Source organism: Microbulbifer maximicatervae (SeqCode) (genome assembly GCF_052467825.1).
In genome coordinates, this window is sequence record NZ_CP174327.1 from 468,198 (window position 1) to 484,822 (window position 16,625).

Below are 16,625 nucleotides of genomic sequence, written 5' to 3' on the forward strand. Positions count from 1 at the left end.
ATAAGAGTATTCCTGTACAGGCAATTCTCCCACTCTCTAACCTGCATCAGCTATTGACCTCAATTGTTAATCAACAGATACAAAAGAGCCCCTTGATGGGGCTCAAAACTAGCGACAGATTCCATTGTGAAGGAAATTTAACGAATCGGTATCCAGCTCAATATAAGCTCATCACTTTTAACCGGCCGGTAGCTATCGGCACTGAATCGCCACTACTAAGCCGTTCAACCCTTACCGACTTCAGATAAAAGAAAAGACTTTATTAACTGCTTCTGACTCTGCTACAGAGCTGACATCATTTCTATTAGGTGTGCGGTGATCCACTACTTTTGATTGTATGGATATACTAGATTGGAGTTCGACTGTGAAAGTGCCGGCAATTATTACCGACACTTTCATACTATTAACTAGAAAATTTCGTAGGTGAAAACTTTTAAATTTACATCTTCAATAGCCTCTAAATCACCCTGAATATCAACTGTCAAGGTATCGCACATATCCGCGGCAATTGAACCATTATCTATCGTTAAGACTACTTCATTGCGAAAATCTGAAATGGGCACATTCGTATAAATATTTTTATCGTCCCTATCAACCCCTATTGCAGTTTGAGTACCATCTTTGGCAACACAACTTGCCGTGATCGCAACATCATATACAAAATCAAAAATTCTAGGATGATTTCTAGTGTAGCAACGCTCTCCCCTATGGGAATAACGACAAACGACATCTGGCCTCAACCGCCCCAAACCAGATACAATCGCAGTAATATCGAAACTGATTTCTTGCGCACCATCACCCAAGACATCAATCTCAGCAATTCGCCGAGTATCCGAAGTATAAGTGTACTCAGTAACATTGTGCTTAACGCCGCTAATAAAAGTCATTTCCGCTAAAGACTGACTCGCTAACAACAAGGCAAACACCGGCAACATAGACTTTAAAAACTTCATTTTTCATCCTTAAAAAAATAATCGAGCAGGCAGTATAAATACCCAAATATTAACTAGCAAGATAATCCACCAACATAATTAACACTTGAAGTATTCCAGGAAAAATCTTAAAAAAATTTAAAATATTCAGGCTACATTCACATTCATTATGCCTCGCATATCACTCCACTTAAAAATATATCTTTAAACTTAAATTAGCTGCTCATTGAAAATTCCAACTTCTCTTTCCCCACCACAAACCTAAAAACACAACAATCCCTTCAAGCAACAGAAAGCTATTTTCAGGAGAGCTTAACTTTTATTATGACCTACCCCTATACTTGAAAAGCAACAATTAACGAAGCAAAAGGAGCATCCATTCACATTACACATATCGATGACATGTATATAGATATCGTGATAGATACAACCCCTAAAAAAACAAAGTAGTAAACTATCAATTCAGCCAACCTATAACTTTCCTAGTCGGCAGGAAAACTTCAATTAATCTTTTAGCTTTCCCACAGTAAAAATCACTACAATATCGATATCGACCTAACTACCTACATATCGTAAATCGATCAACCTCAGGCTCTCTCATTTCTGCCATTTTTCTTTCGTATCCACTCCAACATCGCTATGCGTCGATCATTTTCTCATAGATTTCTATACTTACTTAATCTACTACTGATAAAAAGTGGTAAATATCATTTATAACTAATCACTATTTTCAAATAATCAGATGATACGCTTCAGAATTGAACTCGGGTGAACCGCCACCTGAAGGAAATGTAGTTTCCGGAAAGGTGCAGCACAGCACCCTACATCATAAAGCCCAAAGATGACTCATAAAGACAATTATCCAATACTGCCTTAATTATACGAAAGTAAAAAGGAAAAAATGGCCTCAAGGGAGTGCAATATAATTATCAGGCTTGCTTATTATTTTTTAAGAAAAATTGGAACGAAAATACTCATAGCATTAATTTTATATAGTGCATCCACTATAGCAAGGTCATAGAGACTGTAATACAAACATATGTATCGTACACGTAACACCCTAAACTACACAACAGTCAACCCCCTTGATGATTAAGAGGAAAGTTAACTAGCTATAGACTAATTAGCTTTTAAAAACAAATAAATCAGGAAGCTCTGGGAACCTACACCATCTAGCTCCATATGAATGAACAATAGCAGAGCCGCATCACTTTCAAAGGCAAGGGAAAACTAACAAAGTACTGAAAATCAGGCTTGCAATGGACTATTCCGCATTGATGCCGGCCAAAAAATTTTACATTATTAAATCTCCCCCGGATTTTTTATCGTATAGGCACACTTTATTTATCTTGGCATTCAAACCATAACGCTCATTGGGTAAAATCTGACTGCTGACCACTCAAGGCTTCTTGCTTCAGACAAACACAGCGGGATAAACAAACAGCCAATCACCCAAGATTATCATTCATATTAGAAAGCTAACGCTTACACCTGTCTATCCTGACTTAAAATACTATAGATCGATACCTGTATTGATAAGGTATTCTCCTCATAAGCACTAACTGATGCTTGAAAAGCATGTATAGCACTAACAGTTAATCGTAAAGACCTCTTTAATTCTGTCCGCACTTGACCGTCAAACCAAGTCAATGGACCTGAGATCAAATCTAAAGACACCACTAAAAGTCAAGTGAACAAATTTATTTGACCAGATGCCGACGAGCTGACTTATAATCCCCTTGCTCAATAAGTATTAAAATATAGGGAATTTAAATGAATAAAAAAATATTTCAATTTTCTGCTATCCATGCGGCCATTTTATTAACTTTATCAGGTTGCGGTAGTGATAGTAGTTCTTCCGGGGCCAGTCCAACTCCTGAACCGGCCGACATCCCACCAACTGCTAGCACAGTTACTATAGAGGGTGTAAAACAATCTGTTCCTGTATCAGGGATACTATTGGGCAATGATGAGGATGGAGACACCCTGACATATAGCTTTTCTGGTGATGATGGGACTATTGATCCAGTTGATGGTGTTTATACGTTCTCCCATGGTCAGCTAACGTTAAGCGGTGATCAGTTCGAATATACATCAGCTTCTGGAGAAGATGCCTCCATCACCTATACCGTAACCGCTAACGGTGCCTCAGCATCTTCAACTATTGAAATCATTGCAGATATTCCCCCAACTGCTGCCGATGTAACTGTAGATGGAGCCAAACAATGGATTCCAATATCTGGAGAATTGCAGGGCAACGACCAAGATGGCGACGCTTTAACGTTTAGTTTTTCTGAAAATGAAGCAGCTGTAAATCCAGTAGATGATATATATACATTTAGTCACGGTGAGCTAACCTTAAATGAAAATCAGTTCGAGTACACCTCATTCTCAGGGGAAAACGCTTCCATTTCTTATACAGTAACAGCGAATGATTCGTCTGCATCTGCAGTAATCGAAATTATCAATGTTGCAAGTGATCCTTTAGCCTATCAGCAATGGCACTTGCGCAATACTGGTCAAAGAGCTTTCGCACTGAGTGATTCGGTACCACAAGGGATGGTTGATATAGGTTTCTATACATCCGAATATGCCAGCGAAAAATATGAAACCCATTTAGCAGAAGAGCTTATTGCTGGCGAAGATATGAATGTAGCCGCTTCTTATGCTCAAGGCGTGACTGGTACGGGTGTTACAGCAGTTGTTGTAGATTCAGGCTTAGAAATTCGTCATGAAGACTTGATAGACAATGTACTAGTAAATCGTTCCCTCAACTTATCCGAATTAGCATCTGACAGAACAGATCCAACAAGCCTTTCTAATAGCGGCGATCATGGAACTAGTGTCGCAGGGTTAATTGCAGCTAAAGGCTGGAACAATATTGGTACCCGTGGTGTAGCCCCAGATACAGGGCTCATCGGTATGAATTATTTAGGTGATGAGACAATAGAACAAACAGAGCTATTAATTCATGGCTTTCCTGGAAGTGGTATTTCTACCGATGAAGAAATTTCAGCATTCAACCGCAGTTACGGCATTACATGGCCCGGCTCTATAGGTTACTCATATTTGGATGAAGCTATTGAATCTTACCCCAACCTTGTGCTTCGAAATGGTAAAGGCGCCTTAAATATAAAGTCTAACGGTAATGGTTTTGAGGGCGGTAGTCGTGATGGTTATTTATGTGAAGTTAATGGTGCTGTTGCATTAGGCCTAACTTGTCATAACGCAGCGTTTGAATCCAGTCAGGCACACCCATATTACTTGGGTATTGCAGCAGTGAATGCTAATGGCAAACATACCAGCTACTCAACAGCCGGGGCAAGCACTATGGTCTCAGCCCCAGCGGGGGAGTATGGGCGATGGGCTCCCGCCATGGTAACTACGGACCAAATGACCTGCATTAATGGATACTCTGGCTTTAATGGTGGAACAATAAGTGCTTGGGGAGAAGTGTATGGCTTAGACTTTGTAACTAGCCAATTCCCATTCAACTATCCAGGCCACCCGGAGAACACTAGCTGTAACTATACCTCAACCTTCAATGGAACATCTTCTGCAGCACCTAATACATCCGGTGTTGTCTCTCTCATCTTATCTGCAAACCCCGACTTAACTTGGCGTGATGTTCGGCATATTTTGGCCTCAACAAGTACTTTGATTGATCCTGATAATGAAGCAGTTGAGATCACAATTGGCGAAGACTCTTTTATTGCTCATGACGGCTGGGTTGAAAATGCAGCAGGCTATCAATTCAATAACTTATATGGATTTGGTCGGGTGGATGCCGGTGCAGCAGTAAACATGGCCCTGAATTACTCCGAGGACCTCGGAGAGCAAGTGATCACTGAGTGGCAAGGTCTGGGGTCGACAGCTGGCGAAGCTGCGCTGGAAGAGACCATTCCGGATAACAGTGCAAATGGTGTCAGCCTACAAATTGAAGTAGCTGAAGATATAACTATTGAAGCTATGCAGTTTGAATTCGATATCCGTAATGATGATATGGGCTATCTCTTAAATGAAACCTCACTAAGTTCAGCAGGGAATGATTTGGCTCTTGAAGTAATTTCTCCCTCAGGCACCAGAAGTGTCTTGTTGTCTTCCAAGCAAGCTTTATTGAATCCTTCCTGGAGTTCTGCGGATGGCTTCAGTATGGGCTATATCCTAAATGGTGCCGTATTCCTCTCTAATGCATTTTATGGTGAAAATGCCAAGGGAACTTGGACTTTTAAAGCGCTAGACACTGGTGAAACTAATTTAGAGTTCGTAGACACGGAGAATCTCTCTACAATTGTTATAAATGAAGAGACTGAGGAACTACCGACTGGGCTGATAAATAACCCTGTAGAAAGCGTTCTCGAAGGGGTTTCATTAAGAACATTCGGCCGTGCTGCTCAAGCCGCTCAATAAGAAGGATAGTACTATGAAGATTAATAAATTAATTATCTTGACTGCTACAATGTGTATATCTGGTATAGCACAGGCAAATGATATTAAGCAAGGAGCTATCACTGAGAGCAAACAGGTTAAAGCGACACAAGCAAAGGAGAATGCTGAATTTGGTATCTTTAAGATTGAACACTCACTAACAAGGGTTCCTTTATCTCTTGCTGCACCAGAACAAATCATTGCAACCAAAGGTGAAAGCGCCATCGTAGATATTGACACTGATTCCGCAACAGATATTGTCGGAAAAGGTACAATAGTACGGAACATAATAACCAATAAACTAACAACCCTAACCGGCAATGTAACTATTTTATTAAGTAAAAATGTTACTGCATCTGAAGTAGCGGAAGCCACAGGAATGGAAGTAGTATCGGTATTTCCTGGCACTGACATTGCCATATTAAAAGTTAAAGAAGGCAACGATTTGCTGGAAGCATTCAATGCCATGAAGCAGTCGGGCTTAACAATTGAAAGTCGAGTCGAAGTCACGGAAAGCATGCACGAGGCACAATAAATACAATCTATTTCGGTTGCGTTTTATGCCTTAATAAGCAAGAGGCACTACTTATAAAGTAGTGCCTCTTTATTTTTTGCAGCTTAAATACCCTAACGACAAAATAAAAACTCAGGTTTCCAACATTGAACTTTAACGCAGAAAACATACTTTTAAGGTATGAAATCATTGAGTGAAGCCAAGAGATCTATCCCCACTTAAAAGCAAGAAAGCAAACCGTGGTTTTCTTGGGTACTTACTTTGGTATTGCTAATATCGGCTCCCGTACCCGCATCCCAGCAAAGTAAACTTGCCCATCACTGTATCATCTCTTTTCCCTCATCCATTGAACGAATAGGAATGAGATTCGCTGCTAATTCCTTTCCGTTGCCTTTCAATGACATCAGAATCAAAGCAGACCTGATTCAAGGCTGAGGTAGCAGCAATATGGAAATCGTAGGGGCTTGCTCTAGCTCCCCCCTACTTGGGAGCCATCCCAGCCCATTTTAAAATTTGCCCTACGCATAGTGTAATCGGACAGCGGCCAAGCCCTTTCCCGCTTAGAGGGAAATGCAAAGAATAATTGCCAGCGAAAGACTTCAACTCTACAAGTGCAGAAAGGGCTTGTGAAGACAGCGGCATGATATGATCCGTGCCCATTTTCATACACTCACCGGGGACTCGCCATAGAGCAGGCTTAAAGTCGAGATCTTCCCAACGTACACAGCGTAATTCGCCAGGTCTAACAAAGGTGAGAATTAGTAACTGGGTAGGGAGCTTGATTAATACCCTGCCCCACTCTTGGTAGAGGTCTACTTCTTTCAGAAAGCAGGGTTACTCTTCTCGCGGGAGGGAAGCTCAATGGCTACTTTTTCGGCCACGCAAAATGCCCGTTAACTCAATCGCGGGATTATGCGTAAGCTTGCCAACCTGAACCCCATAGCGATAAACGCGGCGAATATCCTGTAAAACCCGTTGCGCAATACCCATAACATCCCGCTCTTCAACATCGCGGACAATGGCTATTACATCTTGGGGATGAAGATCGTCAATGGGCCTTTGGCCAATTCGAGGGAAGGTATTATCTCGTAGCCTAGTCCATACACGGTTGGCATGGTCCTCTGTCCAGGTTTCTTTCTGGTGGTTCCAACACTCTTCAGCAACAGCAGTAAAACTCCGGTCAATATTGACTCTGGTTTGGTTCTTCTCAACTCGTTTCCGTGCTGAAGGGTCGCAGCTGTTTTGCTTCAGCTACTTTTTGCCTCGCCTGTTTGAGACTTACAGAGGGGTAAACACCCAAGTTCAACGTCTTTTGTTTTCCTTGGAATCGATATTTAAGCCGCCAATACTTGGAGCCAGTAGATTTGATCAACAGGCACAATCCCTGTCCATCCGTAAGCCACTGATCCTTATTGCTTGGTTTGGCTTGTTTGATTGAGTATCTGTCAAAACCATGGTGGTGCTACCAGGTTCTAAATTGAACCAGGTAGCACCAAATAGCACTGGATGACAACGAACAAAAGCGGAGGAGTGTGTACCCTCCAGATAGCAGAAAGCCCGGATTTACCGGGCTTTCTGGATGATTCCGAACTTCTTCGGATCTTGATGTGGTGCCCAGGGCGGGACTTGAACCCGCACGAGCATAGCTCACTACCCCCTCAAGATAGCGTGTCTACCAATTCCACCACCTGGGCAAAAATCTTTTACTGCTTTTCCTCACTTTCCTGGTTAGCAGCTGGCTCTTCTGAACCGGTGCTGTCTGCAGGAATCTGCGGGATATCGCCAGCTTCCAAATCTGTTTCGAGCTGCGGGATATCGCTGTCGATAGCCGGCAGTTCTTCGGCTGGGCCAATTTGCTGTACCGCTGCTGGAATTTGCGGAAGATCCGCATCAACATTGGTGCCTGCACCTTGCTTAGCCAGGATGGCCAGGCCGAAACTGGTGACGAAGAATACCGTCGCAAAAATTGCTGTCAAGCGGGAAAAGAAATTTCCGCTACCTTGACTGCCAAAAACTGTCTGAGACGCGCCCGCACCAAAGGATGCACCGGCTTCAGCACCTTTACCTTGCTGCAACAAAATCAGGCCAATAATGCCCAATGCGGTCAAAACGTGTACAACTAATACCAATTTTTCCATTTTCTGGAAACTCTCTACCGGGGTCTAAACAACCCGTTATTCAGTATTCGCCAGCCCGCGTGCTGTCAATTCAGACAGCAGCGCGACAAATCTCAGCAAACTCGCCGGCATCCAGCGAGGCTCCACCCACCAGGGCGCCATCAATATCTGCCTGGGCAAAAAGCTCCCTGGCATTTGCGGATTTTACACTACCGCCATATAAAATCTGTACTTCAGCGCCCAAATCTCCCAACTGCGAGCGAATAAACGCATGTACGGCTTGGGCCTCATCAGGGGTAGCAGTTTTTCCGGTGCCAATGGCCCATACCGGTTCATAGGCAATCACGGACTGCTTCCAGCCAGCCGAATCAATGATGTCGGCAACCGCTTGAAGTTGTTCTGCAACCACTTCGAGAGTGCGCTCCTGCTCGCGTTCTTCAAGGGTTTCCCCGACGCAAAGTATTGGAGCCAGTCCCGCCTCTTGGGCCGCAACAAATTTTTTCGCCACTAACTCACTGGTTTCTCCGTAGAGACTACGGCGCTCAGAATGCCCGACAATAACGTAACGGGTATTCCAATCCAGTAACATGCTAGCGGAAACCTCACCAGTAAACGCCCCTTTGGGCTCCTGGCTAAGGTCCTGGGCACCCAGACTAAAACCTCCGCTCTTTTCCGCCGCATCAGCCACCAAACCGAGGTATGGAAAAGATGGGCAAACAACAACACCGGACTTCACACCTTCGAGGTTGAGTTCGGTGAAAAAACGTTCGGCAAACTCGCGGCTGCCGTTCATTTTCCAGTTTGCTGCTACTAGCGGTGTTCGCATGTGTGCTCCTTCAAGGGGCGCAAATCTTAGCGACATTGACGCCAACATACAACCAAAATTATACGAGTTTCTTCTACGCCCCAAGAGGACCGATTTACTACGGGTTAAATCGCAGCAGATCAGTTATTTCCAATTCGCTCCACCACGGAGGAAATATCTTTGGCCAGCTGTTCCACCAGGGCGCTGTCGCGACCTTCAACCATTACCCGAATCAGAGGCTCTGTGCCAGATGGCCGCAGCAGCACACGTCCGCTGTCTGCGAGCTGACGTTCTGCATCGACAACAATGGCCTTAACGTCTGTGTGATCGAGAACACCATCGCGATGAGCCAGTTGCACATTAATCATGTGCTGGGGGAACATTGTCATACGGGATTTAAGCTGATGCAAGGGCTCATCAAATTCACACAGGCCACGCAGTACCTGCAGTGCGGCAATGATACCGTCGCCGGTGGTAGAAGCATCGGCACAGATAATGTGGCCTGATGACTCGCCTCCCAGTTTCCACTGATTAGCTGACATTTTTTCAAGCACATGGCGGTCGCCCACTTTGGCTCTCTCAAACGGGATTTTGTTTTCGCGCAATGCAAGCTCAAAACCGTAATTGCTCATCAAGGTGCCGACAACACCACTGCAACCGCCCAGGAATTTATGCTGGTGCATGGCAATGATATACAACAGCTGATCGCCATCGACCAATTCCCCATTGGCATCGACGAACAACACCCTGTCCCCGTCACCATCAAAGGCTATGCCCAGGTCCGCACCGCGCTTAACCACGGCCCGTTGCAACTGCTGTGGTTTAGTGGAGCCGCAATCTAGATTGATATTGAGTCCATCAGGGCCTGCTCCAATTACGCTGACTTCTGCTCCCTGCTCACGAAACACCATTGGCGCTACGTGATAAGTGGCACCATTGGCGCAGTCGAGAACAATTTTCAAACCCTCAAGGGAGAAACCCCAGGGCGTAGAAGCCTTGCAAAACTCAATGTAACGCGCGGCTGCATCATCAACTCGATAGGCGCGACCGAGATCATCGGAAGTTTCCATCGGCAGCTCGAGAGCGGCTTCAATCTCCAATTCAACCTCATCCGGTAACTTGGAGCCTTCAGCGCTGAAAAACTTAATGCCATTGTCGTGGTAAGGATTATGGGAGGCGCTGATAACAATGCCTGCACCGGCATGGAAAGTCCGGGTCAGGTAGGCGATCGCCGGAGTCGGCATTGGCCCCAACAGGGCGACATCCACGCCAGCATTAATCAGGCCCGCCTGCAGCGCTGCCTCAAACATGTAGCCGGAGACCCGAGTGTCCTTACCGATAAGGATACGGGGGCGCCGGTGGTGTTTAGCTTTGGAAATTCTTCCCAGTACCTTGCCCGCTGCATATCCCAGGCGCAGCATAAAATCGGGAGTAATTGCTCCCTCGCCAACGCGACCACGAATACCATCAGTGCCAAAATACTTTCTTTCCATAACGCTTCTCAATTGTGTACTTCGCCGCTCTTCTGTTCTGTCGGAAAACCAGAACAGGACCCTGCGGCTTAAGGTCTCTGTAAGACATCACTCATCAAATTTCGCTGCAAACCAATTGCTGCATACGCAACACATCCACGGTTTCCGCAACATCGTGGACACGTAAAATTCTTGCGCCTTTTTGCGCAGCCAACATGGCCAGGGCCAGGCTACCGGGGAGTCGGCCATCTACATCTCGATCGAGCAGGCGGCCGATCATCGACTTGCGCGACAAGCCTGCCAGTATGGGCATATCCGCCGGCGCCAGCTGCGACAAATTACGCAACAACGTCAAATTGTGCTCATCGGTTTTGCCAAAGCCAAAACCTGGGTCGAGAATGAGCCGGTGACGTGTCACCCCCAGATCGATACAGAGATCGACCCGTTTCTGCAAATACCTGGCGACATCCTCTACAACATCAGTGTAAGACGGATCATTCTGCATAGTGCCGGGCTGACCCTGCATATGCATCAGACAGATCGCCAAGCCACTCTCGACGGCTGCTTCCAGTGCACCCGGGCGCTCCAGGGCGCGAACATCATTGATCAGTCCCGCCCCTACCGCAGCTGACTCACGCATCACTGCCGGGGTACTGGTATCGACAGAGATAATCACGTCAAAGTTCGCTTTGATTGCCTCCACCACCGGCACTACCCGATCCAGCTCCTGCTGCTCGGTGACCGGCGATGCGCCAGGGCGTGTCGATTCTCCGCCAATGTCCAGGATTTTCGCTCCCTCAGAGAGCATCTGTTCTGCTCTCTGCAAAGCCAGGGTCAAGTCCAGGCTACCGGAGGCATAGTAACTGCCACCGTCGGAAAAGGAGTCGGGCGTTGTATTCAGAACCCCCATAACCACCGGTTGGGAGAGATCTAGGATGTGGTTACCACAAATAATTTTCATTGGCTGAAATAAAAAAATGCCGGATCGGAACAGGCTATCGCCCTATCCCCAACCCGGCATTTGGTTTTGTCCAGTTAGTCGCTTCGGAGAATCAGTGGCCGTTTAATGGGCCGCCGACGGTATTGCTCTTATCTGCCTCAGTTGAGGCCTCTGTGGTTTCAGTATCCTGGGTCGGGCTGTTTCCACCAGAACCGAAGTTATTATCTTCCCAATCCCTCGGTGCGCGAACTTTGCGGCGAGCCATAAGATCGTCCACCTGCTCCGCATCCAGGGTTTCATATTCCATCAGCGCATCTTTCATCGCTTCAAGAATATCGCGGTTATCTTCCAGCAGCTTTTGTGCTCGCTCGTAGCAGACATCGATAATACGGCGCACCTCCACATCAATTTCATTGGAAGTCTTGCCGGAAACCGGATTGCCCTGACCGGGCTGGCCACTTTCATCTTCGCCGTAATGCAATGGGCCGAGCTTTTCGGACAAACCCCACTTGGTCACCATACTGCGCGCCAAGTCAGTGGCCCGTTCAATGTCGTTGGAAGCGCCGGTAGTAACACCGTCGATACCCAGGGTCATTTCCTCGGCAATACGGCCGCCAAACAGGGAGCACAGTTGCGATTCAATCGCGCGCTTGGACAGGCTGTACTTGTCTTCCTCAGGCAGGAACTGGGTGACGCCCAGAGCCCGGCCACGGGGAATAATAGTTACTTTGTGTACCGGGTCATGCTCGGGTACCAGTCGACCAATAATGGCGTGACCGGCCTCGTGGTAAGCGGTATTCACCTTTTCCTTTTCATTCATCACCATGGACTTGCGCTCGGCACCCATCATGATCTTGTCACGGGCGCGCTCAAACTCCTCCATGGTCACGGTGCGTCTATTGGCTCGCGCAGCAAACAGGGCAGCCTCGTTGACCAAGTTGGCCAGATCGGCACCGGAGAAACCAGGGGTACCACGGGCAATAGTCTGCGGATTCACCTTGTCGTCCATAGGCACTTTACGCATATGAACCTTGAGGATTTGTTCGCGGCCGCGAATATCTGGCAGCCCGACAAACACCTGGCGGTCAAAGCGACCTGGGCGCAGCAGGGCGTGGTCCAGTACATCCGGGCGGTTGGTCGCTGCAATAACGATCACACCCTCATTACCTTCGAAACCATCCATCTCAACCAGCAACTGGTTCAGGGTCTGCTCGCGCTCATCGTGACCGCCGCCAACGCCGGCTCCACGGTGACGGCCAACAGCGTCAATCTCGTCGATAAAGATGATGCAGGGAGCCTGCTTCTTGGCTTGGTCAAACATATCCCGCACCCGGGAAGCGCCCACACCAACAAACATCTCAACAAAGTCAGAACCGGAGATAGAGAAGAAAGGTACTTTTGCTTCGCCGGCAATTGCTTTGGCAAGCAGGGTCTTACCGGTACCGGGAGGGCCACACATCAGTACGCCACGGGGGATATTGCCACCCAGTCGCTGGAACTTGGTGGGATCGCGCAGGAACTCGACCAGCTCCTGTACCTCTTCCTTAGCTTCATCTACTCCGGCAACATCGGAAAAAGTTGTCTTGATCTGGTCTTCGCCCAGCAGGCGCGCCTTGCTCTTACCAAATGCCATAGGACCTGAGCGACCGCCGGCTCCGCCCTGCATTTGGCGCATAAAGAACATAAATACAGCGATAATAATCAGGATCGGGAAGCTGGCTACCAGAAGCTGCTGCCAGATACTCGGTGACTCAGGCTCGCGACCAACGAATTGCACATTGCTGCGAACCAGCTCATTGGTGAGTTCATCGTCGATAATCTGTGGCTGGATAGTCTTGAAGCGGCTGCCATCGGCTTTTTCGCCGGTGATTACCAGACCGTCTACGATCACGTTCTTAACTTGGCCCGACTGCACATCCTGAACAAAGTCGGAGTAACTGAGAGCCTCATCCCGTGACTGCGGTTTAAAGTTTTGAAAAACCATCAGCAGTACCGCTGCGATGATCAACCACAGTACTAGGTTCTTTGCCATATCATTCAAAGGGATAGCCCTCTCGCTTTCGCAATCAAAATCCGTTCATTCCGGCAATGCCGGCCACATCAATACCGGATAAAACCAGTATAGGTGCGGGGGGTCAACAGCCTTCGCCCCCGATACAGGTATCGCTTATACCATATGGGGAGTCAGACTAGAAATACGCCGATGTTCTCAGTCGCTCTCAGCCCTTAAATCCTCGCGCCACCACGTATACTTCACGTGAACGGGGGCGGGAAGCACCAGGTTTGCGAGTTACGACACTGTTGTAGCTCCCACGCAAGTCGCGGATCAACTCGTCGAAACCCTCTCCCTGGAATACCTTTGCAACAAATGCACCACCGGGCTTAAGTACCTGCCGGGCCATATCGACCGCCAGTTCCACCAAATACATGGAGGCGGGCTGATCAACATCGCGTATCCCACTCATATTGGGGGCCATATCGGAAATCACAAGGTCTGCCAGTTCATCGCCCATGCGCTGTAACAGTTCACTGAGCACCGACTCCTCGGTAAAGTCCCCCTGGACAAAGTCCACACCGGCCAGCGGGTCCATCGGCAATATATCTGACGCCAAAACCTTACCTTTGTGCCCTACCAACTCCATCGCTACCTGGGACCAGCCCCCTGGAGCCGCACCCAGGTCGACAACAGTCATTCCCGGCTTGAATAAGCGGTCCTTATTTTGTAGCTCCTGCAGCTTGTAGCTGGCACGGGAGCGATAGCCCTCTTTTTGGGACTGTTTGACGTAATGGTCATTAAAATGTTCACGCAGCCAACGGTGGCTGCTCTTAGATCGGCCCATCGGGTACAATGCCTACAATCACTACAGCTTAATTGTAAGAGCGGCCACTGGCCGCGATCGGGTCCGCCGAACAAACGCTGGCGACGATCGCGGTCTGTGGCCGCTCCCACATCGAATTCCACAAAGTGGTAATGGAGTATTGTATGCCTTTAACCGCCGACCGCAAAAAAGCTCTTCGCTCTCTAGGTCACAACCTGAAACCTGTCGTGACCGTAGCCGGCAATGGGCTGAGCGAGGGGGTGATGGAAGAACTGAACCGTGCACTCGAAGACCACGAGCTGATCAAGGTCAAACTGATGATCGCCGACCGGGAAGTACGCCACCAAATCGTTGGTGAGCTTTGCGAAAAATCCTCATCCGAGCTGGTACAGGAAATCGGCAAGATTGCCCTGATTTTCCGTGCGGCGCAGAAGCCGGATATTCGCAAGTCCAACCTGCTGCGTTAAACAAAAAGGGGAGCTAATGCTCCCCTTTCTTTTCTCAACCAGTGGAAACAGGCTTACACATCACAGGCAACTCCCAGGATTCTCCATTGGACAGTCGCCTCAACCAGCACTTCTCACCATTGCCGACTAATTGAAACTTGATCGGCCGCCCCATATCCCGGCCAATCAGAGCCATCTTTTTGGGATCATTCTCAATCACCAAAATAGTATCGTCCACAAACACCCTCGGGCCTAGGGTCACATTAACCCCGCCCAGCGCTTGCGAAACTGCCACCTGCAACTTGCCCTGAATCTCCGGGCTCGTTTCCTGTAACAGTGCCGGTTGTGCAGTTTCAATATTTTGCTGGGAGGAGCAGCCAAGACACACCAATGCAAAACCACAAAGTTTAGCCAAAGCTGCCTTTTTCATTTTATTTCACCATTATGCGGTTACTGCGAGAGACTTCCTTGGTCACTCGTGCATTGAAAGCGGGGGCACCCTCGCTTTCACCGGAAATGGAGAATGCGCTAACCGCAATATCTCCACATTCGCCAGTCTCAATGTAATTCAACGCAGTGGCAAACCGCGCTTCATCAGCATCACCCAGGAGATTGTCAAAGTCATCCCCAATCACACACCCGGGCAAATCGGCATCAGTTCCATAATTACCATTGGGTACAAAACCATCGGAGTAATCGCCAAAGCCTTTTGCATTCACACCGGAGAACTGAATTGTGAAGTAAGTAGTGCCACAGTTATCCAGGGGGTAAAAACCGTAAGGCTTACCGCAAGTAGTCTCACCGATCTGAATAACTTCTACATCAATTCCGCGCAAGCCATTGATAATGGCCTCACTGGCTGAGCAGGTATTTTCACTGGTTAAGACAAACAGTCGCGACAGGTTTAAAGTCGGCAATTCTTCCCCGTATAAAGACTCATCAACAAAGCCCAGACCGGTCGAGTAGAATGGAGTCCCATCCAATGGCGCTCCGGTAACAGGGTTTGTTTCCGGGTGTTGATCATTAAATTGGGACGTTTCAAATACCTGTCCCGCAGTATTATCACCTGCGATCATATAAGCTAACTCTGCAGCGATATCGAGGTAACCACCACCGTTATAACGAAGGTCTAGTACTAAATCGTCAACAGACTCAGACTCAAGCTCGCTGACAGCATCAATCAATTCCGCTTCGGCTGTCGCAATATGATCATTGAACAACATATATCCGACTTTGCGGCCCGAATTTGTGTCCACCGTTTTAACATATTGAACAGGATCTGATTGCACTGGTGATGCAACCAAAGTGACAGTCTCAATCGTTGAAGAACCCAAAGGTCTTATTTCAAATACATGGGACTCACCATCGTTTTCCGGCCACATACCGTAATTTAAGGTATCGACATCATCACCATAAGCCAGGTCAACGCCGTCCACACTGATAACTTCTGCACCGCGGGTGATAATATCCGGCAGATTACCACCGTTTTCCTCATCCAGATAAGCGACTACCGCTTTACGTGGCGGCTTATCGGAAAGTAGGGCCCACTGGACACCATAACCAACGTACACACCAGATTCAGTTTGTGAATACCACTCATCTGACGGAACCGTATAATGGAAGCGGTCCTTTTCTCGACCGGAGGGAGTTAGAGCGAAAGTTCTTAGCTCTTCGAAATAAGCTAAAGAATCATCGAAGCTCGCTGGATCCTGGTCTTCAATCTCGTCGTACCATAGGTAGAGCTCATTACTCATTGAGCGCAGCCAGTTATTCTCGTCCTCGCGGGTGCCCGCTACATCAGCATAAGCTGAACCCGTTGCTGGGTCTGTGCCACTACGGGGAGCAACACACCGGCTCGCATAAGTTGAGACAGGCAGAAAGTTATCCTTTTCCCAAGTGCCGCCAACGGCAGTTGGCGTCTCAGAACCATCTCCACTATCAGAGTCAGAGCTACCTCCGCCTCCCCCACAGGCTGCCAAGCCTAAAGCTCCCAGAGTAACAACCCCTGCTAAAGCTAGCTTACGTAGACGGATTTCCATCCCCAAACTCCTATTAACCTTTTTATTAGTAAAGATATGTAAAGCGGTGGAGCCTACCACTATTTGAAAAAGGGTTCGATAACCAAGTTTTTCATCAAAAGAAATTGCTAAAC

Annotated in this window: 15 protein-coding genes and 1 tRNA gene; 3 read left to right on the forward strand and 13 right to left on the reverse strand. The window is 47.5% G+C overall.

All coding sequences use genetic code 11. From position 1 onward, the window contains the following. Positions 1-407: 407 nt before the first annotated feature. Positions 408-953 (reverse strand): hypothetical protein, encoded by a 546-nt coding sequence (locus ACJJII_RS02100; protein WP_444918126.1) that lies wholly within the window; start codon positions 951-953, stop codon positions 408-410. A gap of 1,752 nt (positions 954-2,705) precedes the next feature. Between ACJJII_RS02100 and ACJJII_RS02105 the strand changes: the two genes are divergently transcribed. Together ACJJII_RS02105 and ACJJII_RS02110 are read left to right on the forward strand one after the other, a co-directional pair. Then, positions 2,706-5,342 carry a S8 family serine peptidase gene (locus ACJJII_RS02105; RefSeq protein ID WP_444918127.1) on the forward strand — a complete coding sequence of 879 codons (2,637 nt, stop codon included), beginning with the start codon at positions 2,706-2,708 and terminating at the stop codon, positions 5,340-5,342. A 13-nt stretch (positions 5,343-5,355) separates the two neighbouring features. Further along, a complete protein-coding gene (locus ACJJII_RS02110; protein WP_444918128.1) occupies positions 5,356-5,895 on the forward strand; it encodes a serine protease external chaperone in 540 nt (179 codons plus the stop codon). Positions 5,896-6,354: 459 nt separating this feature from the next. On the opposite strand, the gene ACJJII_RS02115 is transcribed toward ACJJII_RS02110, so the two are convergent. From ACJJII_RS02115 to rlmE, 10 genes are all read right to left on the reverse strand, one after another. After that, positions 6,355-6,699 carry a tyrosine-type recombinase/integrase gene (locus ACJJII_RS02115; RefSeq protein WP_444919247.1) on the reverse strand — a complete coding sequence of 115 codons (345 nt, stop codon included), beginning with the start codon at positions 6,697-6,699 and terminating at the stop codon, positions 6,355-6,357. A gap of 33 nt (positions 6,700-6,732) precedes the next feature. Then, positions 6,733-7,125, reverse strand: coding sequence for a tyrosine-type recombinase/integrase (locus tag ACJJII_RS02120; RefSeq protein WP_444919249.1), 393 nt, complete (start codon positions 7,123-7,125; stop codon positions 6,733-6,735). Further along, positions 7,082-7,309 carry an Arm DNA-binding domain-containing protein gene (locus ACJJII_RS02125; protein WP_444919250.1) on the reverse strand — a complete coding sequence of 76 codons (228 nt, stop codon included), beginning with the start codon at positions 7,307-7,309 and terminating at the stop codon, positions 7,082-7,084. Before ACJJII_RS02125 ends, ACJJII_RS02120 begins: the two co-directional genes overlap by 44 nt. Positions 7,310-7,482: 173 nt before the next feature. Then, positions 7,483-7,568, reverse strand: a tRNA-Leu gene (locus ACJJII_RS02130). Positions 7,569-7,577: 9 nt separating this feature from the next. Beyond that, positions 7,578-8,012, reverse strand: coding sequence for a preprotein translocase subunit SecG (secG, locus tag ACJJII_RS02135; RefSeq protein ID WP_444918129.1), 435 nt, complete (start codon positions 8,010-8,012; stop codon positions 7,578-7,580). Positions 8,013-8,082: 70 nt separating this feature from the next. Further along, positions 8,083-8,817, reverse strand: coding sequence for a triose-phosphate isomerase (gene tpiA / locus ACJJII_RS02140; RefSeq protein ID WP_444918130.1), 735 nt, complete (start codon positions 8,815-8,817; stop codon positions 8,083-8,085). A 119-nt stretch (positions 8,818-8,936) separates the two neighbouring features. Beyond that, a complete protein-coding gene (glmM, locus tag ACJJII_RS02145) occupies positions 8,937-10,289 on the reverse strand; it encodes a phosphoglucosamine mutase (RefSeq protein WP_282931361.1) in 1,353 nt (450 codons plus the stop codon). A gap of 94 nt (positions 10,290-10,383) precedes the next feature. Next, positions 10,384-11,229, reverse strand: coding sequence for a dihydropteroate synthase (gene folP / locus ACJJII_RS02150; protein ID WP_444918131.1), 846 nt, complete (start codon positions 11,227-11,229; stop codon positions 10,384-10,386). Between the two features lie 91 nt (positions 11,230-11,320). Further along, the gene (ftsH, locus tag ACJJII_RS02155) at positions 11,321-13,240 is read right to left on the reverse strand and encodes an ATP-dependent zinc metalloprotease FtsH (RefSeq protein WP_444896163.1); all 1,920 of its coding nucleotides are present in this window, start codon (positions 13,238-13,240) and stop codon (positions 11,321-11,323) included. A gap of 187 nt (positions 13,241-13,427) precedes the next feature. Continuing rightward, positions 13,428-14,048 (reverse strand): 23S rRNA (uridine(2552)-2'-O)-methyltransferase RlmE, encoded by a 621-nt coding sequence (gene rlmE, locus ACJJII_RS02160; protein WP_108734402.1) that lies wholly within the window; start codon positions 14,046-14,048, stop codon positions 13,428-13,430. Positions 14,049-14,191: 143 nt separating this feature from the next. Between rlmE and yhbY the strand changes: the two genes are divergently transcribed. Further along, complete coding sequence (gene yhbY, locus ACJJII_RS02165; protein ID WP_108734403.1) at positions 14,192-14,494, forward strand: ribosome assembly RNA-binding protein YhbY; 303 nt, start codon at positions 14,192-14,194, stop codon at positions 14,492-14,494. Between the two features lie 34 nt (positions 14,495-14,528). Here the strand turns inward: yhbY and ACJJII_RS02170 are convergent, their stop codons facing one another. Next, positions 14,529-14,903, reverse strand: a complete 375-nt coding sequence (locus ACJJII_RS02170; protein ID WP_444896162.1) for a hypothetical protein — start codon at positions 14,901-14,903, stop codon at positions 14,529-14,531. Position 14,904: 1 nt separating this feature from the next. Further along, complete coding sequence (locus tag ACJJII_RS02175) at positions 14,905-16,512, reverse strand: S41 family peptidase (RefSeq protein WP_444896161.1); 1,608 nt, start codon at positions 16,510-16,512, stop codon at positions 14,905-14,907. Between the last annotated feature and the right edge of the window lie 113 nt (positions 16,513-16,625).